Annotated in this window: 38 protein-coding genes; 5 read left to right on the top strand and 33 right to left on the bottom strand. The window is 67.0% G+C overall.

What is annotated here, in order from left to right; all coding sequences use genetic code 11:
• Window positions 1-136: 136 nt before the first annotated feature.
• From TRAD_RS05350 to TRAD_RS05330, 5 genes are read left to right on the top strand one after another with little or no spacing between them, the layout of a single operon-like run.
• The gene (locus TRAD_RS05350) at window positions 137-1,111 is read left to right on the top strand and encodes a hypothetical protein (protein ID WP_041947159.1); all 975 of its coding nucleotides are present in this window, start codon (window positions 137-139) and stop codon (window positions 1,109-1,111) included.
• A 10-nt stretch (window positions 1,112-1,121) separates the two neighbouring features.
• A complete protein-coding gene (locus tag TRAD_RS05345; RefSeq protein ID WP_013177570.1) occupies window positions 1,122-1,703 on the top strand; it encodes a hypothetical protein in 582 nt (193 codons plus the stop codon).
• 6 nt (window positions 1,704-1,709) lie between these two features.
• A complete protein-coding gene (locus tag TRAD_RS05340; RefSeq protein ID WP_013177569.1) occupies window positions 1,710-3,941 on the top strand; it encodes an ABC transporter permease in 2,232 nt (743 codons plus the stop codon).
• A gap of 19 nt (window positions 3,942-3,960) precedes the next feature.
• A complete protein-coding gene (locus tag TRAD_RS05335) occupies window positions 3,961-4,764 on the top strand; it encodes an ABC transporter ATP-binding protein (RefSeq protein WP_013177568.1) in 804 nt (267 codons plus the stop codon).
• Between the two features lie 13 nt (window positions 4,765-4,777).
• On the top strand, window positions 4,778-5,944 hold the full coding sequence (locus TRAD_RS05330; protein ID WP_013177567.1) for a phosphopentomutase: 1,167 nt from the start codon (window positions 4,778-4,780) through the stop codon (window positions 5,942-5,944).
• On the opposite strand, the gene TRAD_RS05325 is transcribed toward TRAD_RS05330, so the two are convergent.
• The 33 genes from TRAD_RS05325 to tuf all read right to left on the bottom strand — a co-directional run bounded on the left by TRAD_RS05325 (window position 5,927) and on the right by tuf (window position 22,843).
• Window positions 5,927-6,598 carry a hypothetical protein gene (locus TRAD_RS05325; RefSeq protein WP_041947157.1) on the bottom strand — a complete coding sequence of 224 codons (672 nt, stop codon included), beginning with the start codon at window positions 6,596-6,598 and terminating at the stop codon, window positions 5,927-5,929. The genes TRAD_RS05330 and TRAD_RS05325 overlap by 18 nt on opposite strands.
• Before the next feature lie 69 nt (window positions 6,599-6,667).
• Complete coding sequence (rplQ, locus tag TRAD_RS05320; protein ID WP_013177565.1) at window positions 6,668-7,030, bottom strand: 50S ribosomal protein L17; 363 nt, start codon at window positions 7,028-7,030, stop codon at window positions 6,668-6,670.
• Between the two features lie 93 nt (window positions 7,031-7,123).
• Window positions 7,124-8,056: a DNA-directed RNA polymerase subunit alpha gene (locus tag TRAD_RS05315; RefSeq protein WP_013177564.1), complete on the bottom strand. Its 933-nt coding sequence runs from the start codon at window positions 8,054-8,056 to the stop codon at window positions 7,124-7,126.
• Between the two features lie 23 nt (window positions 8,057-8,079).
• Entirely contained in the window at window positions 8,080-8,697 is a 618-nt protein-coding gene (gene rpsD / locus TRAD_RS05310; RefSeq protein ID WP_013177563.1) for a 30S ribosomal protein S4, read from the bottom strand.
• Between the two features lie 86 nt (window positions 8,698-8,783).
• On the bottom strand, window positions 8,784-9,179 hold the full coding sequence (gene rpsK, locus TRAD_RS05305; RefSeq protein WP_013177562.1) for a 30S ribosomal protein S11: 396 nt from the start codon (window positions 9,177-9,179) through the stop codon (window positions 8,784-8,786).
• A gap of 9 nt (window positions 9,180-9,188) precedes the next feature.
• On the bottom strand, window positions 9,189-9,569 hold the full coding sequence (gene rpsM, locus TRAD_RS05300; protein ID WP_013177561.1) for a 30S ribosomal protein S13: 381 nt from the start codon (window positions 9,567-9,569) through the stop codon (window positions 9,189-9,191).
• Between the two features lies 1 nt (window position 9,570).
• Window positions 9,571-9,687, bottom strand: coding sequence for a 50S ribosomal protein L36 (gene rpmJ, locus TRAD_RS15635; protein ID WP_013177560.1), 117 nt, complete (start codon window positions 9,685-9,687; stop codon window positions 9,571-9,573).
• 30 nt (window positions 9,688-9,717) lie between these two features.
• A complete protein-coding gene (gene infA / locus TRAD_RS05295) occupies window positions 9,718-9,915 on the bottom strand; it encodes a translation initiation factor IF-1 (RefSeq protein ID WP_041947625.1) in 198 nt (65 codons plus the stop codon).
• A 79-nt stretch (window positions 9,916-9,994) separates the two neighbouring features.
• Window positions 9,995-10,789: a type I methionyl aminopeptidase gene (gene map, locus TRAD_RS05290; RefSeq protein ID WP_013177558.1), complete on the bottom strand. Its 795-nt coding sequence runs from the start codon at window positions 10,787-10,789 to the stop codon at window positions 9,995-9,997.
• Window positions 10,786-11,373: an adenylate kinase gene (locus TRAD_RS05285; protein WP_013177557.1), complete on the bottom strand. Its 588-nt coding sequence runs from the start codon at window positions 11,371-11,373 to the stop codon at window positions 10,786-10,788. The genes map and TRAD_RS05285 overlap by 4 nt, the downstream gene beginning before the upstream one ends.
• Window positions 11,373-12,692 (bottom strand): preprotein translocase subunit SecY, encoded by a 1,320-nt coding sequence (secY, locus tag TRAD_RS05280; protein ID WP_013177556.1) that lies wholly within the window; start codon window positions 12,690-12,692, stop codon window positions 11,373-11,375. The genes TRAD_RS05285 and secY overlap by 1 nt, the downstream gene beginning before the upstream one ends.
• Window positions 12,693-13,187, bottom strand: a complete 495-nt coding sequence (gene rplO / locus TRAD_RS05275; protein ID WP_013177555.1) for a 50S ribosomal protein L15 — start codon at window positions 13,185-13,187, stop codon at window positions 12,693-12,695. It abuts the gene before it with no gap.
• Window positions 13,184-13,351, bottom strand: a complete 168-nt coding sequence (gene rpmD, locus TRAD_RS05270; RefSeq protein WP_013177554.1) for a 50S ribosomal protein L30 — start codon at window positions 13,349-13,351, stop codon at window positions 13,184-13,186. The genes rplO and rpmD overlap by 4 nt, the downstream gene beginning before the upstream one ends.
• Window positions 13,348-13,821, bottom strand: a complete 474-nt coding sequence (gene rpsE / locus TRAD_RS05265) for a 30S ribosomal protein S5 (protein WP_013177553.1) — start codon at window positions 13,819-13,821, stop codon at window positions 13,348-13,350. Before rpsE ends, rpmD begins: the two co-directional genes overlap by 4 nt.
• Entirely contained in the window at window positions 13,821-14,168 is a 348-nt protein-coding gene (gene rplR / locus TRAD_RS05260) for a 50S ribosomal protein L18 (RefSeq protein WP_013177552.1), read from the bottom strand. Before rplR ends, rpsE begins: the two co-directional genes overlap by 1 nt.
• Before the next feature lie 11 nt (window positions 14,169-14,179).
• Window positions 14,180-14,719: a 50S ribosomal protein L6 gene (gene rplF, locus TRAD_RS05255; RefSeq protein WP_013177551.1), complete on the bottom strand. Its 540-nt coding sequence runs from the start codon at window positions 14,717-14,719 to the stop codon at window positions 14,180-14,182.
• Window positions 14,719-15,114: a 30S ribosomal protein S8 gene (rpsH, locus tag TRAD_RS05250; protein ID WP_013177550.1), complete on the bottom strand. Its 396-nt coding sequence runs from the start codon at window positions 15,112-15,114 to the stop codon at window positions 14,719-14,721. The genes rplF and rpsH overlap by 1 nt, the downstream gene beginning before the upstream one ends.
• A 74-nt stretch (window positions 15,115-15,188) precedes the next feature.
• Window positions 15,189-15,374: a type Z 30S ribosomal protein S14 gene (locus tag TRAD_RS05245; RefSeq protein ID WP_013177549.1), complete on the bottom strand. Its 186-nt coding sequence runs from the start codon at window positions 15,372-15,374 to the stop codon at window positions 15,189-15,191.
• A gap of 4 nt (window positions 15,375-15,378) precedes the next feature.
• A complete protein-coding gene (gene rplE / locus TRAD_RS05240) occupies window positions 15,379-15,930 on the bottom strand; it encodes a 50S ribosomal protein L5 (RefSeq protein ID WP_013177548.1) in 552 nt (183 codons plus the stop codon).
• Window positions 15,931-15,937: 7 nt separating this feature from the next.
• The gene (gene rplX / locus TRAD_RS05235) at window positions 15,938-16,246 is read right to left on the bottom strand and encodes a 50S ribosomal protein L24 (protein WP_041947622.1); all 309 of its coding nucleotides are present in this window, start codon (window positions 16,244-16,246) and stop codon (window positions 15,938-15,940) included.
• Window positions 16,247-16,272: 26 nt separating this feature from the next.
• Window positions 16,273-16,641, bottom strand: a complete 369-nt coding sequence (gene rplN / locus TRAD_RS05230) for a 50S ribosomal protein L14 (RefSeq protein ID WP_013177546.1) — start codon at window positions 16,639-16,641, stop codon at window positions 16,273-16,275.
• Window positions 16,642-16,650: 9 nt separating this feature from the next.
• Window positions 16,651-16,896, bottom strand: a complete 246-nt coding sequence (gene rpsQ, locus TRAD_RS05225; RefSeq protein ID WP_013177545.1) for a 30S ribosomal protein S17 — start codon at window positions 16,894-16,896, stop codon at window positions 16,651-16,653.
• Window positions 16,893-17,087, bottom strand: coding sequence for a 50S ribosomal protein L29 (gene rpmC / locus TRAD_RS05220; protein WP_013177544.1), 195 nt, complete (start codon window positions 17,085-17,087; stop codon window positions 16,893-16,895). Before rpmC ends, rpsQ begins: the two co-directional genes overlap by 4 nt.
• Window positions 17,074-17,499, bottom strand: a complete 426-nt coding sequence (rplP, locus tag TRAD_RS05215) for a 50S ribosomal protein L16 (protein ID WP_013177543.1) — start codon at window positions 17,497-17,499, stop codon at window positions 17,074-17,076. Before rplP ends, rpmC begins: the two co-directional genes overlap by 14 nt.
• Complete coding sequence (rpsC, locus tag TRAD_RS05210) at window positions 17,499-18,293, bottom strand: 30S ribosomal protein S3 (protein ID WP_013177542.1); 795 nt, start codon at window positions 18,291-18,293, stop codon at window positions 17,499-17,501. The genes rplP and rpsC overlap by 1 nt, the downstream gene beginning before the upstream one ends.
• 2 nt (window positions 18,294-18,295) lie before the next feature.
• Window positions 18,296-18,634 (bottom strand): 50S ribosomal protein L22, encoded by a 339-nt coding sequence (rplV, locus tag TRAD_RS05205; protein ID WP_013177541.1) that lies wholly within the window; start codon window positions 18,632-18,634, stop codon window positions 18,296-18,298.
• Complete coding sequence (gene rpsS / locus TRAD_RS05200) at window positions 18,634-18,906, bottom strand: 30S ribosomal protein S19 (RefSeq protein ID WP_013177540.1); 273 nt, start codon at window positions 18,904-18,906, stop codon at window positions 18,634-18,636. Before rpsS ends, rplV begins: the two co-directional genes overlap by 1 nt.
• Window positions 18,906-19,742 carry a 50S ribosomal protein L2 gene (rplB, locus tag TRAD_RS05195; protein ID WP_013177539.1) on the bottom strand — a complete coding sequence of 279 codons (837 nt, stop codon included), beginning with the start codon at window positions 19,740-19,742 and terminating at the stop codon, window positions 18,906-18,908. Before rplB ends, rpsS begins: the two co-directional genes overlap by 1 nt.
• A gap of 9 nt (window positions 19,743-19,751) precedes the next feature.
• On the bottom strand, window positions 19,752-20,039 hold the full coding sequence (gene rplW / locus TRAD_RS05190) for a 50S ribosomal protein L23 (RefSeq protein WP_013177538.1): 288 nt from the start codon (window positions 20,037-20,039) through the stop codon (window positions 19,752-19,754).
• Entirely contained in the window at window positions 20,036-20,686 is a 651-nt protein-coding gene (rplD, locus tag TRAD_RS05185; protein WP_013177537.1) for a 50S ribosomal protein L4, read from the bottom strand. The genes rplW and rplD overlap by 4 nt, the downstream gene beginning before the upstream one ends.
• Window positions 20,686-21,306 carry a 50S ribosomal protein L3 gene (gene rplC / locus TRAD_RS05180; protein ID WP_013177536.1) on the bottom strand — a complete coding sequence of 207 codons (621 nt, stop codon included), beginning with the start codon at window positions 21,304-21,306 and terminating at the stop codon, window positions 20,686-20,688. Before rplC ends, rplD begins: the two co-directional genes overlap by 1 nt.
• On the bottom strand, window positions 21,306-21,626 hold the full coding sequence (rpsJ, locus tag TRAD_RS05175; protein ID WP_013177535.1) for a 30S ribosomal protein S10: 321 nt from the start codon (window positions 21,624-21,626) through the stop codon (window positions 21,306-21,308). Before rpsJ ends, rplC begins: the two co-directional genes overlap by 1 nt.
• Window positions 21,626-22,843 carry an elongation factor Tu gene (gene tuf / locus TRAD_RS05170; protein WP_013177534.1) on the bottom strand — a complete coding sequence of 406 codons (1,218 nt, stop codon included), beginning with the start codon at window positions 22,841-22,843 and terminating at the stop codon, window positions 21,626-21,628. Before tuf ends, rpsJ begins: the two co-directional genes overlap by 1 nt.
• Window positions 22,844-22,876: the final 33 nt, after the last annotated feature.

Below are 22,876 nucleotides of genomic sequence, written 5' to 3'. Positions count from 1 at the left end.
TTACTTCTTTACTTACACTTGAAAGCTTAGGAGGCCCACCGTGTTGCACTTCTTTCTTTCAGCAAAACGGAGAACGCACTGGACGCTATGTTTACTTATAGCATCTGGTTGGGCAGGTGCCCAGAATGTTATCGCCGTGCCTTTTGAAAACGCTGCACTCACACCGGGAAGCTTTCTCGAAATAAGCTTCACAAACGCTCAGGACACTGAGGAAACGCTGCCCACCACCGGGCGCTATCTCCTCTGGGTCGAGGACGCAGTCTTTGCCCTCGACACGCGGGACGCGCTGCCGCTCGCCGACCTTAACCCCCAAGCCGATCCCGCCGCGACCCTTGTTAACCCCGTGACGACCCTCTGGCCTCAGCTCGAGGGGGAGAGCGTAGCGCTCCTCTACGGGCGGCTCGGGGCGCTGCCGGGGGACGCCGAGCGCGCGGAGGTAGCGGCGCGGCTGCCGGTGGCGCAGGTCTTGTTCGACGACGCGCAGGCGCTTCCCTTACAGGTCTCGTCGGGCGGCTTCGCGCGGGACACCAACCTGTCGGGGCTTTACCTCATGGAAGGGCAGAGGGTCGCCTACCGCTTCCTGCTACCCGGTATCTGGGAGGCGCAGGGGCTCGTGCCGCTCGTCACGGAGGCTGCGCGCACCTTTTTGGCGGGCGATGAACCCCCGCTCACCCCCATACCGGCGGCGCGCGGGACGCAGGTGCCAGAGGAGGCGCTGCCGGTGAGCGCTCCCGCACTCCTCATGCGCGTCAGCGCCCTCGCCGTAGACGCTTCTGGAGAGGGGACGGACAACGACCGCGCCATCGCCGCCGAGCAGCGCGCGGTGCTGGAAGCGCTGCCCGAGCTCCTAGAGCGTTACGGCGTGCCGGGCGTCGGGCTCGTGACCGGGGATGAAGCAGTTCTGCCCACCTTCGAAGCGGCGTTTCCCGATTGGCAGTTCGTCGCCATCGGCGCACCTGAGCCTTTTTTGCGCTTTCTAGAGACGCAAGCGCTCGTCGTGAATGGATCTGGGGAGGTCGAGGCGGCCTTTCTCCTCTCCCCCGCCCAACCCGGCGACCCGCCCCCAGCGCTCCTCAACCTCGCATTGCAGAGTGCCGGGGGCGCTCCCTAGGGGGAACGCCGTGACAGAGAGCTTGACGTCGCGCCCGCTAAGATTGCTCGTCTCCCTGGGCACCGCCGGGGCCGCCACGACCCAGACGGACCTCCCGCCGAAAATCTTCGCGCTCCCCGACAACAACCCCCTCATGACGCCGGGGACGGAACTAGCGGGCACCTTCTACAGCGCCGCCGGCACACCCGCCGAACTGCCCGGGGTGGGCCGGTATCTGCTCTGGGTGGTGGACGAGGCGTTTGCCTTAGAGACCCGCATTGAGGTGCCTTACGCCGAGTTCGACCATCCGGCCTCCAATACGCGCTTTTTGCTCGAGACGCTGCCGCCTTTACTCGAGCGCTACGGCGTGCAGGGGGTGGCGTTTGCGATGAATGACGCAAATCGGGACGCACTCCAAGCAGCTTTCCCCGATTGGACCTTCTTCTCGGAAGATTCGCCAGAAGAACTTAGCGACGTGCTGCGCTGGGGATCGTTTCAAGCCGCCGTGATAGGCGAAGACAACCGCGTCGAGTCGGCGCTCATCTTAGTGGCGGCGGAAGAGACCCTGGACGCCTCGCTGCGGCAAGCGCTCGCGGCAGTATCGGGGCCGTAAGCGCGCGTGAACGCCCTTCGCAACCTCGTCGCGCTCCTCTCGGTCGCCCTCGCCGGGGGGGTGCTAGGCGTAACGCTGGGGCTCTGGGAGCGCTCGAGCGACACCCTGCGCGCCCTGCGGGAGACGGTGGGCCAACACACCTATCTCGTGGAGCCGGACTTAGACCCGGAGCGGCCCTCTATGCCACTCGACCCCCTGCCGGGGGACCTGAGCGCGTTGGCGACACTGCCCGGCGTGGTCGGGGTGGCGCTCAGCACGAACGTCTCGCGGCTCGTAACGCAGGAGGTCTCGTACCCGCTCATCGGGGTGGACGCGGCGTTCTTCGGCGTGCGCCGCTTCGCCTTCGCGGCGGGCCGCCCCTTTGAAGCGCCCACAGAGGCGGTCGTCGGCGCGAACCTCCGCGAGATGTTGGGGGAGACCGTGGAGGCGGGCGGCTTTCCGTACCGCGTCGTGGGGGTGCTGGAGAGCGTGCGCGCGCGCGGGTGGGTGGACGCGGAACTAGACGGTGCCATCTTCGTGCCACTCGAAGCCTACTTCGGCCCGGAGGGGGGGCCGAGCTTTCTCTTCCTCGAGACCACTCCCGAGGCGTTCGGGAGCGCGGGCGCGGCGCTGCGGGCGTGGCTAGAACGCGAGGGGATAGAGGGCTACCGCGTCCTGCCGCTGACCGAGCAGTACGGCGCCGAGCTGCGCGAAACGGTCGGGCGGCTCCTGGGCGGGGCGCTCGGCTTCGGCGTCGCGGCCGTGCTGCTAAGCGCCGGGGCAAACCTACTGGCCTTTTACCTCGCGCGTGCCCTTTCGCGCGTGCGGCAGCTCGGCGTGCGGCGCGCGGTCGGCGCGACCCGGCAGGACGTGACCTTGGGCGAGCTGTGGGGGGCGCTCCCCTGGGGCGTGGCGGGGCTCGTCCTCGCGCCCCCCTTGGCCTACCTGGGGGCGGCGCTGCTGACACGCGCGACCGGCGTGAGCGCCGCGCCAGGGCTCCGGTCGCTCCTGCTGCTCGCGCCGCCTTTGCTGCTGCTGGTCGCCGTAGCGGCTTTTTTCCCCGCACTGTGGGCGGCGCGGCAGCCCCCGGCACAGGTGATGCGTGGCGGCGCCTCGAGCGCCCCGCAGCGCCGGCTCCTGCTCGCCGGAGCGGGGCTCGCGTTGGGGGTCGCGGGGCTCGTCGTGCAGGCGACGACCGCGCGCGCGGCGGAGGCCGAGACGCGTCGCATCCTGGGCGGGGTGGGCGAGCGCATCGGCACCTATGCGAGCGTCCTGACCGAGGGCTTGGGCGACCCACGCGGTTTCACCTCGCTCACCCGCCGCGACTACGAAGCGCTGCTAGCGAGCCCCGCCGCCGAGGGGTTCTCCCGCACGGCGTACAAACGCGCCTTTACGCTCTCGACCCTCGAGGGTCCGGCGGGCTCCTACCTCTCGACCTGGCAAGCCGCCGAGGAACCCTTCGCCGAGATGATCGGCGCGGAACTCTTGGCGGGGCGCTGGCCCGCACCGGACGCCGCCGAGGTAGCCCTGGGTCAGCTCATCGCCGCTGAGACCTTCGGCGAGGCCGACCCCCTGGGTGCCGAGGTGCATGCGTTCGGTCGCGCCTGGACGGTCGTCGGCGTGTTTCGGAGCGGCACACAGAATATCCCCGGCGGGCTGCGCGACGAGCAGGTGCTCTTTCCGGGGCCGATGGTGCGCGCGCAGGGGTTCGGCAGCATCTTGGTCGAGGTCGCGCCGGGGCGGGACGTGGCGGCGGCCCTGCAAACGGGGGCCGACGTGCTGAACGCCCGCTACGGCGACGACCGCATCCCCTTTACGGTCATGCGCGCCGAGGACTTCTACCCGGAGGTGCGGGGCGCCCTGTTGAGCCTCGCAGCGGTCTACCGCGCGCTCGCCGCCGCCTTGCTGCTCCTGGGCGGCGGCGGGCTGGCCGCGCAGATGCTCGTCGCACTCTCCTTACGGGTGCGCGAGATCGGCGTGCGGCGCGCCGTCGGCGCCCGCACCACCGACATCTTCGCCCAGTTCCTCGGCGAGGCGCTGCGCCTCGCCGCCCTCTCGAGCGCCGCCGGGTTGCTCTTGGGCGTCGGTTTGGGTTACCTCGCCGCGCGGCTCCAGGGGGTGCCCTTTCTCATCGACCTCCCCGCCCTCGCTCTCGCCGTCGCCCTCGCGTTCTTCGTAGCCGCCCTTTTCGGCGCGGGTCCGGCGCTCGCCGCCGCGCGGCTGCTGCCGGCTGATGCGGTGCGCGAGCGCGAAGCCTAGCCCGCCTCGAGGAGACCGGATGCGCATCACACGCAACACCCACACCGCACTAAACGCCGCACCACACCCTGCACCACACGTCGCCGCCGTGAGCCCCACCCCCCCGGAGCCCGTGCTCGAGCTCCAGGACGTCGCCAAGCGCTACCCCAAAGGCCAGGGGATGGTGGACGCCCTCCAGGGGGTCACGCTCCGCATCGAGCGCGGCGAGCACGTCGCGCTCGTCGGCCCCTCGGGGGCGGGCAAGTCCACCCTGCTCTACCTCATGGGGCTGATGGACGCGCCCACCGCGGGGCGCCTCAAGCTCTTGGGCCGCGATACGACCGGTTTGAGCGACGCCGAACGCTCCCGGCTGCGCGGCCGCACGGTCGGCTTCGTCTTTCAGAGCTTTAACCTGCTGCCGCACCTCTCGGCGTGGCGCAACGTGGCGCTGCCGCTGCGCTACGCGGGCGTGAGCCGCAAGGAGCGGCGGGCACGCGCGCTCGAGATGTTAGCGCGCGTCGGGCTCGCCGAGCGCGCCGAGCACATGCCGAGCGAGCTCTCGGGCGGTCAGGAGCAGCGCGTGGCCATCGCCCGCGCGCTCGTCATCCGCCCCCAGCTCCTCTTGGCCGACGAACCGACCGGCAACTTAGACAGCGACACGGGCGCGCGCATCTTAGAGCTTTTGGAGGCGGTGCACGCGAGGGGCGCGACGCTCGTGACGGTGACGCATAGCGCCGAGGTCGCCGCGCGCGCGCAGCGCACCGTGCAGCTGCGTAACGGCCGCGTCTGGTCGGACACGCGCGCCGGCGCGCCGGAGGCACGGGGGGACGGGCCTTCGCACTAGCTATACTGACGCCATGACCGTCACCGTCATCGTGCTCGACTCGGTCGGCGTCGGGGCGCTCCCGGACGCCGACGCGTTCGGCGACGCGGGGGCCCACACCCTCGACCACACGCTGCAAAGGGCCGGTACGGCGCTCCCCAACCTGAGCGCCTTGGGCCTCGGGAACGTCGAGGGCGTCGGGGCGCTCCCCCCCAGCCCTACGCCGAAAGCGTCCTACGGGCGCCTCGCGGAGCGGAGCCCGGGCAAGGACACCACCACCGGCCACTGGGAGTTTATGGGGGTGGTGCTCGAGCACCCCTTTTGCACCTTCGAGCGCTTTCCGGAGGGGGTGATGGCCGCGTTTGACGCCCGCACGGGTCGCGGCCACCTCGGCAACCGCCCCGCCTCGGGCACCGCCATCTTGGACGAGCTCGGCGCGGCGCACTTAGAGACGGGCGACCCCATCGTCTACACGAGCGCCGACAGCGTCTTTCAGGTCGCGGCCCACACGGACAGGGTGCCTCTACAGACGCTCTACGGGTGGTGCGAGGCGGCGCGGGAGATCCTAAGGGGCGAGCACGCCGTGGCGCGGGTGATCGCCCGGCCCTTTACCGGCGTCCCCGGCGCCTTCCGGCGGCTCGGGGAGGCGCGCAAGGACTTCTCGCTGGCCCCACCCCACCCGACCGTCCTCGACGCCCTTAAGGGGGCGGGGCGGGCGGTCGTGGGGATCGGCAAGATCCCCGACATCTACGCCCACCGCGGGTTTACGCAGGAGGTGCCCACCGACTCGAACGAGGACGGGGTCGACAAGACGCTGCGGGCGATGGCGGCGCGGCCGGACGGGCTGGTGATGTGCAACCTCGTCGAGTTCGACTCGCTCTACGGCCACCGGCGCGACCCGCGGGGGTACGCGCGGGCGCTCGCCGCGTTCGACGCGCGGCTCCCCGAGCTCCTCGCGGCCACGCACCCCGGCGACTGGCTGCTCCTGACCTCCGACCACGGCAACGACCCGACGCACGCGGGCACCGACCACACCCGCGAGTACGGCTTCGTGCTCGCCTACAGCCCGGGGGCACCGGGGGGCGCGCTCGGGACGCGGGGGAGCTTCGCCGACCTCGGCGCCACCGTCGCCGAGCTTTTGGGCGTCCCCTGGTCGGGCGCCGGCTCGAGCTTCGCGGCGGCGTTAACCCCGCGCGCGTAGCGCCCAGGGGGCGAGCGCGCGCACGAGCACGAGCGCGAGCGCGAGCGCCCCGAAGCGCGCGAAGCGGCCCGGCGGCACCACGTTGGCCTCCAGCCAGGTCCGCGTCAGCAGCTGCGCCTGCTCGTCGGTGAGCGCGAGCAGCTCGGCCGCCAACGCCGCCTCGCTGGGGGCCTGCAAGATGTCGCTCGCCGAAGCGACGTAGACGCTCTCGGGGAGCGCCCCCTCCGGCGAACGGGTGGGGGCGTGCGCCCCGACCTGCGTGGCGGCGACGTAGGTGTACGAGGCCTCGGGAAAGCCCAGGTAGGTCTCGGGGTCGAGGAAGCGGGCGTAGAGCTCGAGCGCCACGTACCCCCGCTCCCCCGCGCACACCTCGCGTTCTTCGTGCGGCACCTCGGCGCGCTCGAGCGCCGCGCGCAGGTGCTGAAGCGCCCGCGCCGCGAGGTCGCCGGCGAATCCAGGCCTCTCCCCCGCGCCACCGACGACCTCGAGGCGGACGGAGTCGCGGTCGGTGCAGAAACTCACCCCGCCGAGGCGCGGCGGGGGGGCGCCGTGGTCGGCCTGCGCGAGCGGCGTCACGAGGAGCAAGGTGAGCGTCAAAAGGGCCCGCAAGGGCGCCCAGAGCGCCGTCGCGGTCGTCACGGTCGTCCTCGGCATGCCCGACGTTACAGGAAAAAACCTCGGGGCGGTTGCCTCGAGGTCACAAGGTTGGGGGCGGCGGAGCGCCTACGCTTCGCTCCCGACGAGCTCGATGAGCGCCTCTTGGGCGCCGTCGCCGCGGCGGGTCTCGAGGCGGTAGATGCGGGTGTAGCCGCCCGCGCGCTCCGCAAAGCTCGGGGCGATCTCATCCATGATCTTGCGCACCAAGGCGACGTCGTGGATCTCGCGCAGCACCTGACGCCGCGCGTGCAGGTCGCCGCCTTTGGCCGTGGTGATGAGCTTTTCGACGTAAGGGCGCAGGTCCTTGGCCTTGGCCAGGGTGGTCTTGATGCGGCCGTGGCGAAAGAGCGCGGCCGCTTGCGAGCGTTTGAGGGCGACGCGGTGGCTGCTGCTGCGCCCCAGCTTGCGCCCACTGCTTAGGTGTCTCACGGTTTACTCCTTTGGGTTTGGGTAGCGTTACGGGTTGCTACCGGTAGCATCTCGGCAGGTGCGTGCGGGGAGGCGCGTTCCGAGGTAAGAGCGCTACTCCTTGAGGTAGAGCCCCTGCGCCTGCAGGCGCTCCTTGATCTCCTCTAGCGACTTGTCCCCGACCCCGCCGACCTTTTTGAGGTCGCGTTCGGAGAGCGCCAAGAGGGCGTCGACCGAGTCGATCCCCTCCTCTTGCAACGAGTGCAGCACGCGCGAGGAGAGCTCGAGGCTCTCGAGCGAGATGCGCGCCGGTTCAGCGCGGCTGAGGGGCTCGTCGGCGCTGCGCGGGGGTATCGCCATTACGGGTAGGGGCTCGTCGATGACCCCACCGCTAAAGACCGAGAGCTGGTTGCGCAGGATCTCGACGGCGCTGTCTAGCGCCTCGCGGGGGCTCACGGAGCCGTCGGTCCAGACGCGCAGCACCAAGCGGTCTAAGTCGGTCTTTTGCCCCACGCGGGTGTCCTCGACGCGGTAGGCGACGCGGCGCACGGGGGTAAAGACGGCGTCGACGGGGATCGAGTTGATGCGGTCTTTTGTGGCGTGCACCTCGGCGGGAACGTAACCGATCCCCGGCTCCACGCGCACCTCCATGACCAGCTTGCCCCCCTCGTTCAGGGTCGCGAGGTACAGCTCGGGGTTGATCAACGTCGCCCCCATCGGCACCTCGAAGTCGGCCGCGGTGACCCGCCCCGGGTTCTCGGCGCGCAGCGTCAGCGTCACGGGTTCGTCGTCGTGCAGCTTAACGACCAGCTCCTTGAGGTTGAGGATGATCTGCATGACATCCTCTTTCACCCCGGGGATGGTCGAGAACTCGTGCAAGACGTCCTCGATGTAGACGCTCGTGACGGCTGTCCCGGCGACCGACGAGAGCAGGATGCGCCTTAGGGGGTTGCCCAAGGTGACGCCGTAACCGCGCGGCAGCGGTTCGACGATAAACTCACCGTACTGGTCGGTGACGCGCGCTTTAAATTCAGGTGTCAGTTGCACCGTTTCTCCTAACGAGCTAGGCGCTATCTCGAGTAGTACTCGATGACCTGAAGTTCGTTGACCGGAACCGTGATGTCTTCGCGCGAGGGGAGGCGTTGAAACTTGCCCTTGAGGCTCTCGCTGTCGAACTCGAGCCAGGGGCTTAGGCGGCCGCGTTTGCGGGCTTCGACGTTGCTCTTAATGACCTCGTTCGAGCGGCTGCGGGGGGCCACGGCGATCTCGTCGCCCGGGCGGACGCGGTACGACGGGACGTCGACCACCTTGCCGTTGACCAAGATGTGCCGGTGGGTGACGAACTGGCGCGCTTGGCGGCGGGTGTGCGCGATGCCCAAGCGGAACACGACGTTGTCCAGGCGCGACTCGAGGAGCTGTAAAAACACCCCACCGGTCGCTCCTTGCTGGCGCACCGCCTCGGCGAAGAGGTTGCTAAACTGCTTTTCGCTGAGGTTGTAGAGGCGGCGGAGCTTCTGCTTCTCGCGCAGCCGCACCCCGTAGTCGGAGAGCTTGCGGCTGCGGCGCTGGCCGTGCTGCCCCGGAGGGTAGGGGCGGCGCTCCATGTACTTCTGAACCTTCGGCGTCTCCGCGAGGTTGACCCCTTCGCGGCGACTCAGTTTGACGATGGGATCTCGTTGACGACCCATGGTGCTCCTTCTCTATGCTCGTGGTACGGGTTTGAGTGCGGTCTCGTGGCGGGGCAAGCGGCACTGCCCACCCCGCGCGGGGGCGGCTACACGCGTTTGCGTTTGCGGGGGCGGCAGCCGTTGTGCGGTACGGGGGTCGCGTCGACGATCGAGCGCACGTTGACGCCCGTTGCCTGGATTGAACGGATCGCCTGCTCGCGGCCCGAGCCGGTGCCGCGGATCACGATGTCGAGCTGCGTGACGCCCATGTTCTGCGCTTTGCGGGTCGCGTCGGCGGCGGCGAGCTGCGCCGCGTACGGGGTGCCTTTTTTCGACCCCTTGTAGCCGATGGAACCGCTGCTCGACCACGCTACGGCGTTGCCGTCCATGTCGGTGATCGTCACGATGGTGTTGTTGTACGAGGCGTGGATGTACGCCTTGCCCTCGACGAGGTTGCGGCGCACGCGCTTTTTGGTCTTGTTTTTAGCGGCTTGCTTCGTCATCGCGGCCCCTTACTTCTTGGTGGCTTTCTTCTTGCCGGCCACCGTGCGGCGCGGCCCTTTGCGGGTGCGGGCGTTTGTCTTGCTCGACTGACCGCGAACCGGCAGACCGCGGCGGTGCCGCAGACCGCGGTACGAACCGATGTCCATCAGGCGTTTGATGTTGAGCTGAATCTCGCGCCGCAGATCGCCCTCGACCTTGTAGGTCTTCTCGACGATCTCGCGCAAACGCGCGACTTCGGCCTCGGCGAGGTCTTTAACGCGGGTGTCCGGATTCACGCCGGCTTGCGCCAGGACCTCCTGCGAGCGGCTGAGACCGATGCCGTAGATGTACGGCAGCGCGTGTTCGATGCGCTTGTCGCGCGGCAAATCGACGCCAGCAATACGCGCCATGTTACCCCTGCCTTTGCTTGTGCTTCGGGTTGACCGAGCAGATGACGAACACTTTGCCGTGGCGACGGATGACCTTGCACCGGTCGCAGATCGGCTTGACGGATGCGCGAACCTTCATGGTTACAACTCCTTACACCCCGCGAGGGGCTTACTTCCGGTAGACGATGCGCCCCTTTTCGGGGTCGTAGGTACTGATCTCTAACACCACGCGGTCGCCGGGGAGGATGCGGATGTAGTGCCGCCGCATCTTGCCGCCGACGTGCGCGAGGATCTCGGGGCCGGCGTCGAGCTGCACCAAAAAGGTGGTGTTGGGGCGGGCCTCGAGCACCACCCCTTCGGTGCGGATGGTATCTTGGGTGGTCTCTTCGGGGCGCTCGGGGCGCTCACCGCCTGCAGGCGAACGCCGCCTGCTCGACCCAGACCGGTTACGCGCCACGGTTACCTCCTAGTAGCACCTGCGACGAGTAGAGGGGGGCGTCCTTGGCGGTGAGGATGCGCGGCCCCGCTTCGGTGATCGCGACGGTGTGCTCGAAGTGCGCCGCCAACGCACCGTTGGCGGTCACCGCCGTCCACCCGTCGCCGAGGATCTTGACCTCGGTGCGGCGCTCGGTCACCATCGGTTCGATCGCCAGCACCAACCCGGGGCGGAGGCGCGGCCCCGTCCCGGCACGACCGTAGTTAGGCACGTCCGGCGGCTCGTGAAACGCGCTGCCGATACCGTGCCCGACAAACTCCCGCACGACCCAAAAGCCCGCCGCCTCGACCACCTGTTGAATGGCCGCAGCGACGTCGCCCAAACGGTTGCCGACCTGGGCCGCCTCGATCCCCGCGTAGAGGGACGCCTCGGTTGCCTGCAGAAGCGCCTGCGTAGAAGCGGGTATCTTGCCGACCGGGTAGGTCTTGGCCATGTCCGCCGCATACCCCTTGTAAAAGGTACCGATGTCGACCGAGAGGACGTCGCCCTCCCGGAGCGGCTTGTCGTTGGGGATCCCGTGGACGACGACCTCGTTAAGCGACGTGCAGAGGGTAGCGGGAAAACCGCGGTAGCCCTTGAAAGCGGGCGTACCGCCCCGCGACACTATAGCATCCTCGGCCGCTTCGTTCAACTGCGCCGTGGTCGCCCCCGGCCGGATAAGGGGCTCGAGCGCTTCGAGCGCGGCGCGGTTGATCTCGGCGGCCGCGATCATGGCGTCGATCTCGCGGGCCCGTTTAAGGATCACGGCAGCACCTCGGAGATGCGCGCGAAGACCTCCTCGACCGAGCCGACCCCGTCGACGCGCCGCAGCTTGCCGGTCGTTTCGTAGTAGGTCACCAAGGGCGCCGTCTGGGCGCTATAGACGTTCATCCGCGTGCGCACGGTGGCCTCGTTGTCGTCGGTGCGCCCCTGTTCGGCAGCGCGTTTAACGAGCCGCGCGATGAGCTCTTCGGTGTCGACCTCCAAGAGCACCGCTGCGGTGATCGTCGCGCCGAGGTCAGCCAGGAGCCGGTCGAGCGCTTCGGCCTGAGGGCCCGTACGCGGAAACCCGTCGAAAAGGACGCGTACGGGCGTCATGCCGGCCACCTCATCGCGCACCATCCCGACGATCACCTCGTCGGGGACGAGTTCGCCGGCCTCCATGATGGCTTTAGCCCGGAGGCCGAGCTCGGTACCGCGGCTCACGTGGTCGCGGAGCATGTCGCCGGTCGAGAGCTTTTTTAGGCGGCGCGCCCGGGCGAGCTTCTCCGCCTGCGTCCCCTTCCCCGCGCCGGGGGGTCCGATGAGCAAGAGCACCTCGGGCGTCGTGATCTGCAGCTCCGAGGTCACTAGAAGCGCCTCCCACGCCCGCGGATCCGCCCGCGGCTCACAAAGCCGTCGTAGTGGCGCATCATGAGCTGAGACTCGAGCTGCCGCAAGGTGTCTAGGGACACCCCGACGACGATCAAAAGGCCGATGCCGGAGAAGACGAGCGCCAGGGTTCCCTGACCCGTCAGCCAACCCAGGATCTGCGGCAGGGCGTTGACGAGACCCAAAAAGAGCGCCCCCCAGAGGGTGATGCGGGTGGTGATGCGGTTGAGGTGGTCCGTCGTCGGTTGGCCGGGGCGCACGCCGGGGATAAACCCGCCGTACTCGCGCAGGTTTTCGGAGATGCGCCGCGGGTCAAACGAGATCTGGGTGTAGAAGTAGGTAAACGCGACGATTAACAGCGTGCTGACGATAAGCCCTTGCCACTGCGCGGGGTTAAACCAAGCGCCGACGCGCTGCAACCAGAGCACGTTGGGAAACAGCGAGATGAGCGTCCCCGGGATGACGAGCACGGAGACCGCGAAGATGACCGGAATCACCCCGGCGGCGTTCACGCGCAGCGGGATGTAGGTGCTCTGACCGCCCATCACGCGCCGCCCGACGACCTTACGGGCGTACTGCACGGGGATGCGGCGCTCCCCCTGCTGGATAAAGACCATCCCCGCGATGGTGAAAATCAGCAGCAGGAAAAAGATGATGAGGCTAAAGATGTTCGACTCACCGGTGCCGATGAGCGCAAACGTCTGGGCGAGGGCTTGCGGGTAGGCGGCGACGATCCCGGCGAAGATGATAAGCGAGATGCCGTTGCCGATGCCGTACTCGGTGATCTTTTCACCCAGGTAGATGACCACGGCGATACCGGCGATCTGCGTGATCATCACGGTAAACCACAAAAAGGGGCCGTTACTCCAACCGACGCGCAGCGCGCCCGAAGGGCCTATCAAGGCGATCGCCAGAAAAAGCCCCTGAATGGCGCCTAACGCTACAGCGGCGTAGCGGGTGTACTGGGTGATCTTACGCCGCCCCTCCTCGCCCTCTTTTTGCAGCTTTTCAAGGGGCGGGTAGACGGACGTGAGGAGCTGAAAGATGATGCTCGCGGTGATGTAGGGGATGACCCCGAGGGCGAACACCGAGAAGACCTCGATGTTGCCCCCGGTGACGAAGCCGAGCAGCTCGAAGACACCCCCTTGACCCTGGAACTGCGTCCGCAGCGCTTCGGCGTCGACGCCCGGCGTCGGGATAAAGACGCCCAGGCGATAGACCGCCAAAAGCCCGATCACCACCAGCAGCTTGGCGCGCAGATCGGGGATGCGGAAGGCGTTGCCGAAGGCTGCGAGCATCTACGCGCGCCCCTCGCCCTGAGCGCCCTCATCTGGCGCAGCGGCGGGGGCGGTGCGAGCGTCGCCGCGCACGCTGCCGCCCGCCGCTTCCACTGCCCGCACCGCGCTGCGGCTATACGCGTCGACCGCGACCTGCAGCGCGACACTCAGCTCGCCGTTGCCGAGCAGTTTGACGGGGCGGTCTTCGTGGCGGATCAAACCGCGGGCGCGGAGGCTGGCGGCGTCGACGACGCTGCCCGCTTCGAAGACCTCGAGGTCACCGACGTTGATGATCTGGTACTCGGTGCCCTGGTGCACAAAACCGCGTTTGGGCAGGCGCATGATGAGCCTCGAGCGCCCCCCCTCCCAACCGGCGCCGTGCGAGAAACCCGAGCGGCTCGACTGGCCCTTCTGGCCGCGACCGGCGGTTTTACCGCGGCCGCTCCCGAGCCCGCGCCCGACGCGGCGGCGCGCCTTTTTCGCTCCCGGAGCGGGTTTAAGATCGTTTAACTTCATGATTCCACCTTTAGCAGGTACGCGACCTTGTCGACCATGCCGCGCACGTCTGGGGTGTCTTTGACTTCGCGGACGTCGCCAGTTTTGCGTAGGCCGAGCGCGCGCACCGTCGCGCGCTGGTCTTTGCGAACGCCGATCAAGCTGCGCACGAGGGTGATCTTCATTGGGCCGCCTCGCGTTCGCGTTTCGCTTCCTCGAAGGTCTTGAGCTGCCGCAACCCGTCCATCACGGCGTAGGCGACGTTCGTCTGGTTGCGCGAACCGAGCTCTTTGGTGAGCAGGTTGCGAAACCCGGCGAGCTCGACGATCGCGCGCGGCACGCTGCCGGCAATCACGCCCGTACCGGCGCCCGCGGGTTTGAGCATCACGCGGCTGGTGCCGTGCTGGCCCAAGACCTCGTGGGGGATGGTCCCCGGCTCCTCGATGGGTACCTCGATGAGGTTGCGGCGCGCGACGTACTGGCCCTTTTGCACCGCCAAAGGCACCTCTTTGGCCTTGCCGAGGCCGATACCGACGCGGCCGTTGCGGTCGCCAATAGCGACCATCGCACCGAAGCGGAAACGGCGGCCCCCCTGGTAGGTCTTAGCGGTGCGGCGGATAAAGATGACCTTGTCTTCAAAGTCCGTTTCAGCCATTAGAACTCGAGCCCTCCTTCGCGGGCGCCGTCGGCGAGCGCTTTGACGCGGCCGTGGTAGCGGTAGCTGCCGCGGTCGAAAACCACCTGTTTGGCGCCCGCAGCGAGGGCGCGCTCGGCGACGGCGCGGCCGACGGCCGCCGCCTGTTCGGTCTTGTTCCCCGTCAGCCCGAGGCTTTTCGAGTTGGCCTCGGCGATGGTGTGCCCCCGTTTGGGGTCGATGACTTGGGCGTAGATGTGTTTAGCGCTGCGAAACACGCTGAGGCGCAGCCTCGCGGTCTCGACGGGGCGCTGAAGCCGCCTTCTAGTGCGGAGGCGGCGCCGCTCCGCTGTGGTCGCTGGTCTCATCTCATCCTCCTCTAGCGAGCCGCCGCCTTACCGGGTTTCAGGCGGACCTGTTCTCCTTCGTAGCGCACCCCTTTGCCGTGGTACGAGTCGGGGGGGCGCACCTTGCGGATGTTCGCGGCCACCTGGCCGACGAGCTGTTTGTCGATCCCCGAGACGGTGATCCGCGTCGGCTCGGGGGCGGCTAAGGTGATGCCCTCCGGGGGCTCGAACACCACGGGGTGTGAAAAGCCGAGCTGCAGCTCGAGGTTTTTACCGCGCATAGCGCAGCGGTAACCCACCCCTTGGATCTGCAGGTTGCGCGTAAACCCCTCCGTGACACCCTGGATGGCGTTGTGGATAAGGGTCCGGGTGAGCCCGTGTTGTGCGCGGTCGCGCGGTGCGTCGCTGGGGCGCTCGACGATCAGCTTGCCGTCCTCTTGCTTGACGCTGAGGCGCGGGTTCAAGGGGACCGTCAGCTGGCCCTTGGGCCCCTTGACGGCGACGCTCGTCTTGCCGAGGGTGACATCGACCCCTTTGGGCAAAGGGATGGGTGCTCTTCCGATACGCGACATTACCAAACCTCGCAGATCACTTCGCCGCCGACGTTGTGGCGCCGCGCCTCGCGGTCGACCATCAGGCCTTGCGGCGTCGAGATAACGGCGACGCCGAGGCCGCCCCGCACGACGGGGACCGCTTTGGCTTTGGCGTAGGCGCGGCGGCCGGGTTTTGAAACGCGGTGCAGCTCGTTGATGATGGGGGTGCGGCGCGGGCCGTATTTGAGGCCGATGCGGAGCACCGGTTTGCCGTCTTGCGTCACCGCTTCGACCGACTTGAGGTAGCCCTCGCGCACCAAAAGCTCCGCGAGCGCCCGTTTAAACTTGCTCGCGGGCACGTCGACGGTGGGGGCGGCGATCGCCACACCGTTACGGATGCGCGTCAGCATGTCAGCAATGGGGTCTGTGTACATCGTTCCTCCGCGGAGGTTGGTCTCAGTTCAAGCGAACTGACCATCACCTCCCTAAAGTGTTCTCTCGCTTAGCCTTACCAGCTCGCCTTGCGGACGCCGGGCAAAAGACCCTGGTGCGCCATCTCGCGCATGCAGATGCGGCAGAGGTTAAAGTCGCGCAAATAGCCGCGGCTCCTCCCGCAACGGCTGCAGCGGTTAACCGTCCGCGCCGAGAACTTGGGGGTCCTCTTCGATTTCGCGATATGTGCCTTTGTCGCCATGGTCCTACCTTCTAAAGGGCATGCCGAGAAGCTCGAGCAAGCTGCGCGCTTCTTCGTCGCTTTGAGCCGTCGTAACGATCGCGATGTCCATCCCACGGGTGCCATCGACCTGGTCGATCGACAGCTCGGGGAAGACGAGCTGCTCGCGCAGACCCAGGTTGTAGTTGCCGCGGCCGTCAAACGCGTTCGGGTTGACCCCGCGAAAGTCGCGCACCCGCGGGAGCGCCACGTTGATGAGCTTCTCCAAAAACACCCACATGCGGTCGCCACGCAGGGTCACCTTGAGGCCGATCGGCATCCCCGTGCGCACCTTAAAGTTCGACACCGACTTTTTCGCGCGCGTCACCACGGGGCGCTGCAGGGCGATCTGGGCCAGCTCGCGCGAAGCCCGCTCGATCACCTTCGAGTCGTCCCGCGCTTCGCCGAGACCGACGTTGATGATGATCTTTTCGAGTTTGGGGATCGCCATGACGTTGGTGTACCCGTGGCGCTCCTGCAAAGCGGGTTTGACCTCGTTGTGGTAGCGCTTTTTGAGCGCAACATCTACCTTGCTCATACCTCTCCTAGCTGAGGCTCGTGCCGCTCTTTAGGGCCACGCGGACCTTGCGGCCGTCCTCGAAGCGCACCCCGATACGCGTCGGCTCCCCCGTTTTGGGGTCCAAGAGCTGCACGTTCGAGGCGTGCAGGGGCGCTTCACGCTCGTCGAAACCGCCGCGCGGGTTTTGCTGGGTGGGGCGGCGGGCCTTTTTGATCAGGTTGACCCCCTCGACGACCACGCGGTTTTTCTCCGGCAGCGTAGCGATGATCACCCCTTCGGCCCCCTTGTGGGCCCCGGCGATCACCCGCACGCGGTCGCCCTTTTTCAGGCGGATACGCGTCCGCTTGGGTTTGGTTGCCATTAGAGCACCTCCGGCGCGAGCGACACGATGCGCATAAAACGCTTTTCGCGCAGCTCGCGGGCCACGGGTCCGAACACGCGCGTACCGCGCGGCTCGTTTTGGTTGTTGATGATCACCGCGGCGTTGTTGTCAAAACGGATGCTGCTGCCGTCGCTGCGGTTGATCTCCTTGGCGGTGCGGACGATCACCGCTTTAACGACGTCACCCTTTTTCACCGCCGCCCGCGGGATGGCATCTTTGACCGCCGCGACGATCACGTCGCCGACGCTCCCGACGTACTGGCTCCCGGTGCCGAGCACGCGGATGCACTGGATGCGGCGCGCACCCGAGTTGTCCGCGACCTCGAGGTAGGACTCTTGCTGAATCATCCCTTCTCCTTAGCCGCGCGCGCGTTCGATAAGGCGCGTGACGGCGAAACGTTTGCGTTTGCTGATCGGGCGGCGGGTGATGATCTCGACGATGTCGCCCTCTTTGTACTCGTTGTTCTCATCGTGGGCGAGGTACTTTTTGGTCACCGCCACGACCTTGCCGTAGAGCGGGTGCTTAAAGCGGCGCTCGACGCTGACCGTCACGGTCTTGTCGGCTTTGTCGCTGACCACGCGCCCCTGCAACGTTTTTTTCATAGCCGGCCTCCTTTTTCGGTGGCGATGGTGAGCAGGCGGGCGATCTCCCGTTTGGCAGCGCCGATGCGTTTGGGGTTGGTCGCTTGCCCGACCGAGGCCTGAAAACGCAGCTCGAGGAGCTCTTTACGGCGCTTGTCGATCTCGCTGCGGATCTCGTCGAGACTGAGGTTGCGCACCTCACTGGGCTTCATCGTACACCTCGCGCTTAACCATCTTCGTTTTGATCGGCAGTTTGTGGCCCGCTAAGCGGAACGCTTCGCGCGCTTGCTCCTCGGTCACGTTGGCGACCTCGAAGATCACCCGCCCCGGCTTGACCACCGCCACCCAGTACTCGACCGCCCCTTTCCCCTTACCCATGCGGGTCTCAGCGGGCTTTTTGGTCACCGGCTTGTCGGGGAAGACGCGGATATAGATCTTGCCGCCACGCCGAAAAAAGCGGCTCATGGTGATGCGGCACGCTTCGATCTGGTTCGACTTGATCCACGCGGGCTCCAAGGCGACGAGGCCGTAGTCGCCGAAAGCGACGTAGTCGCCCCCTTTGGTGTCGCCCTTCATCCGCCCGCGCATCTGCTTGCGGTACTTGACCCGTTTTGGTAGCAGCATTACTTACGCTCTTTCCTCTCGGCTGGACGGCTGCGGCCGGCGCGGTCGCCGGAGCGACCACCCGCACCCCCTTCGGGGCGGCGGCGCGCCTGCGGGCGGCGGCGGCGGCGGTTTTTGTCCTCATCCTGACGCGGGCGCGGCAAGTTGGCGGCGCGGCGCTGTTTGTCGCCGACGAGCTCGCCGTGAAACACCCACACCTTGACGCCGATGACGCCGTAGGTGGTGTTCGCGCGCGCGGTGCCGTAGTCGATATCGGCGCGCAGCGTCTGCAGGGGGACGCGGCCGTCCATGTACGACTCGGGGCGCGCCTGCTCGGCACCACCGAGGCGACCCGAGCAGCGGATCTTGACCCCTTTGGCCCCCGACTCCATGGTGCGCTGGATGGCTTGCTTCATCGCGCGGCGAAACGCGAAGCGGCGCTCGAGCTGCTCGGCGATGCGCTGCGCGATGAGCGCCGCGTTGGTGTTCGGGTTGGCGACCTCTTGGACGTTGACCGCCACCGTGCCGCCGATCAGGTGGTCGAGCTTTTGGCGCAGCTGCTTGATCGACTCGCCCCCGCGCCCGATCACCACGCCGGGTTTGGCGGTGTGGATGGTGACGTTGACGTTGTGCGCGGCGCGCTCGATGTCGATGCGCGACACCCCCGAGTGGCCGACGTCAGCGGTGACGGTGCGGCGGATGAGGTCGTCTTCGGCGAGCAGCTTGGCGTAGGTCTTGGTGTTGGCGTACCACTTCGCCGAGGGCTCTTTGTTGACCCCCAGGCGAAAACCGACCGGGTTGATCTTGTTACCCATGGCTAACCATCTTTCTCCTCCAGAACGATCGTGACGTGGCTCGTGCGTTTGCGCAGCAGGTCGGCGCGGCCCCGCGCGCGGGGCAGGTAGCGCTTCATGACCGGCCCCTCGTTGACCATGATCTTGGCGACCACGAGGTTGTCTTCAAACATGTCGTGGTTGTTGACCGCGTTCGCCTTCGCGCTCTGCAAGAGTTTGAGAAGTGGCTGCGCGGGGCGGCGCGGGGTAAAGCGCAAGATGCTCTCGGCTTCGCTCACGCGTTTGCCGCGGATAAGGTCGGCGACCAGCCGCGTCTTCTGCGGCGTCACGCGGAGCATGGTGAGGTGGGCTCTAGCCTCCATCACTGCCCCTTGCGGTTACCGCTGTGCCCGCGGAAGGTGCGGGTCGGCGCGAACTCGCCGAGCTTGTGACCCACCATGTTCTCCTGGATAAACACGGGGACGTGCTGCTTGCCGTTATGCACCCCGATGGTGTGGCCGACCATCTCGGGGACGATGGTGCTGCGGCGGCTCCAGGTGCGGATCACCCGCCGCTCACCCTTTTCGTTGGCCGCGTCGATCTTCGCCAGCAGGTGGTCGTCGACGAACGGCCCTTTTTTCATGCTACGCGCCATTAGCTGCTCCCTTTACGACGACGGACGATAAACTTCGAGGAGTTTTTGCGCTTGGTGCGCGTCTTTAACCCCTTCGCTTGCTGGCCCCACGGGCTCACCGGCGGACGACCGCTAGACGAACGGCCCTCCCCCCCACCGTGCGGGTGGTCAACCGGGTTCATCGCCCGCCCGCGTTGGTGCGGTTTGCGGCCCATCCAACGGGTGCGACCGGCTTTGCCGTAGACGATGTTTTTGTGCTCGGCGTTGCCGACGACGCCGACGGTGGCGTAGCACTCGCCGTGCACGCGGCGCAGCTCCCCCGAGGGGAGGCGCAGGGTGACGTAGTTGCCGTCTCGGCCCTGGAGCTGCACGCTGGTGCCGGCGCTGCGGGCGAGCTGCGCACCCTTGCCGGGGGTCAGCTCGACGTTATGCACCACCGTACCGACGGGGATAAAGCGCAGCGGCAAGGCGTTACCCAAGACCGGCTCGGCCTCAGGCCCCGCGACGACGCGGCTCCCGACGACGAGGTTTTCGGGCGCCAAGATGTAGCGCTTTTCGCCGTCTAAATAGTGCAGCAGGGCGATGCGGGCGCTCCGGTTGGGGTCGTACTCAATGGTCGCGACCTTGGCGGGCACACCCTCTTTGTCGCGGCGGCGAAAGTCGATCACGCGGTAGCGGCGCTTGTGGCCGCCGCCGCGAAAACGCGCGGTGATGCGGCCGTGGTTGTTGCGCCCCCCCGTGCGCTTAAAGGGTTTTAACAGCGACTTTTCGGGGGTCGTCGAGGTGATCTCCGAAAAGTCCGAGGTCGTCATAAAGCGCCTCGAGGGGGTATAAGGACGGTACTTCTTCGTCGGCATAACGCTCCTTTAGGTGAGGCCCTCGAGCTGCTGGATGCGCTGCCCCGGCTTTAGGGTCACGATGACCTTTTTGCGGCGCGGCCGCACCCCGCGAAAGCGCCCCATGGTTTTCTCTTTGCCGCGCACGTTGAGCAGGTTGAGCTTGAGCACGTCGACTTCAAAAACGCGCTCGATGGCGTCTTTGATCTGCGTCTTGTTCGCGCTCGGGTGCACGTAAAAGGCGTACTTGCCCGCGCCCATCTCGGCGAGCACCTTTTCGCTCAGCACGGGCCTTAGAATCACGTCGTGCGGGTTCACGCTTCCTCCTTAGCCGCGGGGCGCCCGGTCACGACGACGCGGCGCGGGGCGGCCTGCGCCTCCTCCGGCTCGGCAAAGAGCGCGGCGTCGGCGACGACGTGGTCGTGGCGCAAGATGTCGTAGACATTGAGCCCGCGGCTGGGGAGCACGCTCACCCAGGGCAGGTTGCGCGCGGCGCGCCGCGCGAGCTCGTCGTCGGTGACCAGCAGCACCCGTTCGCTACCGTCGAAGCCGTGGTCTTTGGCCCACGCGACGAACTCTTTGGTGCGCCCACCGATGCCGAAGGCTTCGACCAGGGTGAGTTTGTTGTCCTGCGCGCGCGCGGCGAGCGCCATCTTGAGCCCCAAGCGGCGCACGCGTTTGGGCAGGGTGTACTCGTACGAGCGCGGCTGCGGCCCGAAAGCGATCCCGCCGCCCACGAAGATGGGGGCCTTGTAGGAGCCGTGGCGCGCCCGCCCCGTCCCCTTTTGCGGGTACATCTTCGCGGTCGTCCCCGAGACCGTGCCACGGGTTTTGGTCGCGGCGGTGCCGCGGCGGCGCTTCGAGAGCTGCCACGAGACGACCTCGTGCAAGACCGATACTTTGGGCTCGGGCAGCGCCAGCGTCACCTTGCGCTCGGAGCCGATGACGTCTAGGGTTACGTCCATCACTTCGCCCCCCTCGTCGACGCCTTGACGACGACGAGCCCGCCGTTGGCGCCGGGGATCGACCCTTTGATGAGCAGCAGGTTGTCGTCGGGGCGCACCTCGAGCAGCTCGAGCCCGAGGGTCGTCACGCGCTCGTTGCCGTAACGCCCCGCCATCCGTTTACCCTTGTAGACGCGGCCAGGGAACTTGCGCTGACCGATCGACCCGGGCGCGCGGTGCTTTTTCTTTACCCCGTGTGAAGCGGGCAGACCGGCGAAGTTCCAGCGCTTCATCACACCCGCCGTACCCCGCCCCTTGGAGGTCCCCGTCACGTCGACCTTCTGACCCGGCTTGAAGATCTCCACCGTCACGGTGTCCCCTTCGGGGTCGTAGTCGCGGAACTCGACGAGGTGGCGCTGCGCGCTCACCCCCGCCTTTTTGGCGTGCCCCAACTCGGGTTTGGTCGCCACCTTGTCCCGCTTGGCGATCCAACCGAGCTGAACGGCGCTGTAGCCGTCCGTCTCGGGGGTTTTGCGTTGCACCACCGGGCAGGGACCAGCCAGGACGACCGTGACCGGTACGAGCCGGTCACCCTGCCACACCTGGGTCATCCCCACCTTGGTGCCGAGAAGTCCTTTCACTACCGTCCTCCGACCGTTTTGATCTCGATGTCCACCCCGGTAGGGAGGTCTAGATGCATAAGGCTGTCGATGGTGCTCTTTGTCGGCGTCTTGATATCGATCAGCCGGTTGTGGGTGCGGATCTCAAAGTGCTCGCGCGAGTCTTTGTCGGTAAAGGGGCTGCGGAGCACGCAGAAGCGGCGGATGCGGGTCGGCAGGGGAACCGGACCGGCCACCTTGGCGCCCGTGCGCTTGACCGTGTCGACGATCTTCGTCGCCGACGAGTCGAGGCTCTTGTGGTCAAAGGCCCGCAGCTTGATGCGAATGCGCGGCGCGGCCATTATTTAATCACCTGGGTCACGACGCCAGCGCCGACGGTGCGACCGCCCTCGCGGATGGCGAAGCGCAGCCCCTCTTCCATGGCGATGGGTTTGATGAGCTCGACCGAGAGCTCCACGTTGTCCCCCGGCATCACCATCTCCACCCCCTCGGGCAGCGTGCACACCCCCGTGACGTCGGTCGTGCGAAAGTAAAACTGCGGCCGGTACCCCGAGAAAAACGCGCTGTGCCGGCCCCCCTCCTCTTTCTTCAGCACGTACACCGACCCCTTGAACTGCGTGTGCGGCGTGATCGACCCCGGCTTCGCCAGCACCTGCCCCCGTTCGATCTCATCGCGCTGCACGCCCCGCAGCAGCACCCCCACGTTGTCCCCCGCAATGCCCACGTCGAGCGTCTTCCGGTGCATCTCGACCCCCGTCACCACGCTCTTGCGCGTCTGCGACAAGCCCACGATCTCCACCTCTTCACCCGTCTTGACCTGCCCACGCTCCACGCGCCCCGTCGCTACCGTCCCGCGACCCGTGATCGTAAACACGTCCTCCACCGGCATCAAAAACGGCTTGTCAATGTCCCGCTCCGGCGTCGGTATGTAGCTGTCCACCGCGTCGAGTAGCTCCCAGATCTTGTCCACCCACTCGTCTTCCCCGCGCTGCGTGTTCGGGTTCGCCGTCAGCGCTTCGAGCGCTTTAAGAGCCGACCCTTTGATCACCGGAATGTCGTCCCCGGGAAAGTCGTAGCTCGACAGCAGCTCCCGCACCTCCATCTCGACCAGCTCCAACAGCTCCTCGTCGTCGACCATGTCCGTCTTGTTCATGAACACCACGATGTACGGCACCCCGACCTGCCGCGCTAGCAAAATGTGCTCCCGCGTCTGCGGCATCGGCCCGTCCGCCGCCGATACCACCAAAATCGCCCCGTCCATCTGCGCCGCCCCCGTGATCATGTTCTTCACGTAGTCCGCGTGCCCCGGACAGTCCACGTGGCTGTAGTGCCGCGCCGCCGTTTGGTACTCCACGTGCGACGTGTTGATCGTGATCCCACGCGCCTTCTCCTCCGGCGCTTTGTCAATCTGGTCGTACGACAGCGTCTCAATCGTCGGGTCCGCCGCCGCCGCCGTAAACGTGATCGCCGCCGTTAGCGTCGTCTTCCCGTGGTCGACGTGCCCTACCGTCCCAATGTTTACGTGCGGTTTCGTCCGCTCAAACGTCGCTTTCGCCATCTTCTGCTCCTTTTGGTCGTTATGTCAGGGGCT

Source organism: Truepera radiovictrix DSM 17093 (genome assembly GCF_000092425.1).
In the GTDB taxonomy this organism is placed as follows: Bacteria; Deinococcota; Deinococci; order Deinococcales; family Trueperaceae; genus Truepera; species Truepera radiovictrix.
This window is presented reverse-complemented; position numbering and strand designations above follow the sequence as displayed.

Bases quoted from the DNA above. Each gene is read 5' to 3' on its own strand.
- rpmC (WP_013177544.1), bottom strand. From the start codon at position 17,087: ATGAAGCCCAGTGAGGTGCGCAACCTCAGTCTCGACGAGATCCGCAGC.
- rplE (WP_013177548.1), bottom strand. From the start codon at position 15,930: ATGAGCAAGGTAGATGTTGCGCTCAAAAAGCGCTACCACAACGAGGTC.
- rpmJ (WP_013177560.1), bottom strand. From the start codon at position 9,687: ATGAAGGTTCGCGCATCCGTCAAGCCGATCTGCGACCGGTGCAAGGTC.
- rpsS (WP_013177540.1), bottom strand. From the start codon at position 18,906: ATGGCGCGTAGCATGAAAAAAGGGCCGTTCGTCGACGACCACCTGCTG.
- rplO (WP_013177555.1), bottom strand. From the start codon at position 13,187: ATGAAGTTAAACGATCTTAAACCCGCTCCGGGAGCGAAAAAGGCGCGC.
- secY (WP_013177556.1), bottom strand. From the start codon at position 12,692: ATGCTCGCAGCCTTCGGCAACGCCTTCCGCATCCCCGATCTGCGCGCC.
- rplR (WP_013177552.1), bottom strand. From the start codon at position 14,168: ATGAGACCAGCGACCACAGCGGAGCGGCGCCGCCTCCGCACTAGAAGG.
- rplD (WP_013177537.1), bottom strand. From the start codon at position 20,686: ATGGACGTAACCCTAGACGTCATCGGCTCCGAGCGCAAGGTGACGCTG.
- rplF (WP_013177551.1), bottom strand. From the start codon at position 14,719: ATGTCGCGTATCGGAAGAGCACCCATCCCTTTGCCCAAAGGGGTCGAT.
- rpsH (WP_013177550.1), bottom strand. From the start codon at position 15,114: ATGTACACAGACCCCATTGCTGACATGCTGACGCGCATCCGTAACGGT.
- rplP (WP_013177543.1), bottom strand. From the start codon at position 17,499: ATGCTGCTACCAAAACGGGTCAAGTACCGCAAGCAGATGCGCGGGCGG.
- rpmD (WP_013177554.1), bottom strand. From the start codon at position 13,351: ATGAAGATCACCCTCGTGCGCAGCTTGATCGGCGTTCGCAAAGACCAG.
- TRAD_RS05335 (WP_013177568.1), top strand. From the start codon at position 3,961: ATGCGCATCACACGCAACACCCACACCGCACTAAACGCCGCACCACAC.
- rpsE (WP_013177553.1), bottom strand. From the start codon at position 13,821: ATGGCTGAAACGGACTTTGAAGACAAGGTCATCTTTATCCGCCGCACC.
- rplN (WP_013177546.1), bottom strand. From the start codon at position 16,641: ATGATTCAGCAAGAGTCCTACCTCGAGGTCGCGGACAACTCGGGTGCG.
- TRAD_RS05325 (WP_041947157.1), bottom strand. From the start codon at position 6,598: ATGCCGAGGACGACCGTGACGACCGCGACGGCGCTCTGGGCGCCCTTG.
- rpsM (WP_013177561.1), bottom strand. From the start codon at position 9,569: ATGGCGCGTATTGCTGGCGTCGATTTGCCGCGCGACAAGCGCATCGAA.
- tuf (WP_013177534.1), bottom strand. From the start codon at position 22,843: ATGGCGAAAGCGACGTTTGAGCGGACGAAACCGCACGTAAACATTGGG.
- TRAD_RS05330 (WP_013177567.1), top strand. From the start codon at position 4,778: ATGACCGTCACCGTCATCGTGCTCGACTCGGTCGGCGTCGGGGCGCTC.
- rpsK (WP_013177562.1), bottom strand. From the start codon at position 9,179: ATGACGAAGCAAGCCGCTAAAAACAAGACCAAAAAGCGCGTGCGCCGC.
- TRAD_RS05245 (WP_013177549.1), bottom strand. From the start codon at position 15,374: ATGGCGACAAAGGCACATATCGCGAAATCGAAGAGGACCCCCAAGTTC.
- rplV (WP_013177541.1), bottom strand. From the start codon at position 18,634: ATGGAGGCTAGAGCCCACCTCACCATGCTCCGCGTGACGCCGCAGAAG.
- rplB (WP_013177539.1), bottom strand. From the start codon at position 19,742: ATGCCGACGAAGAAGTACCGTCCTTATACCCCCTCGAGGCGCTTTATG.
- rpsD (WP_013177563.1), bottom strand. From the start codon at position 8,697: ATGGGTCGTCAACGAGATCCCATCGTCAAACTGAGTCGCCGCGAAGGG.
- rpsC (WP_013177542.1), bottom strand. From the start codon at position 18,293: ATGGGTAACAAGATCAACCCGGTCGGTTTTCGCCTGGGGGTCAACAAA.
- rpsQ (WP_013177545.1), bottom strand. From the start codon at position 16,896: ATGAAAAAAACGTTGCAGGGGCGCGTGGTCAGCGACAAAGCCGACAAG.
- rpsJ (WP_013177535.1), bottom strand. From the start codon at position 21,626: ATGGCCGCGCCGCGCATTCGCATCAAGCTGCGGGCCTTTGACCACAAG.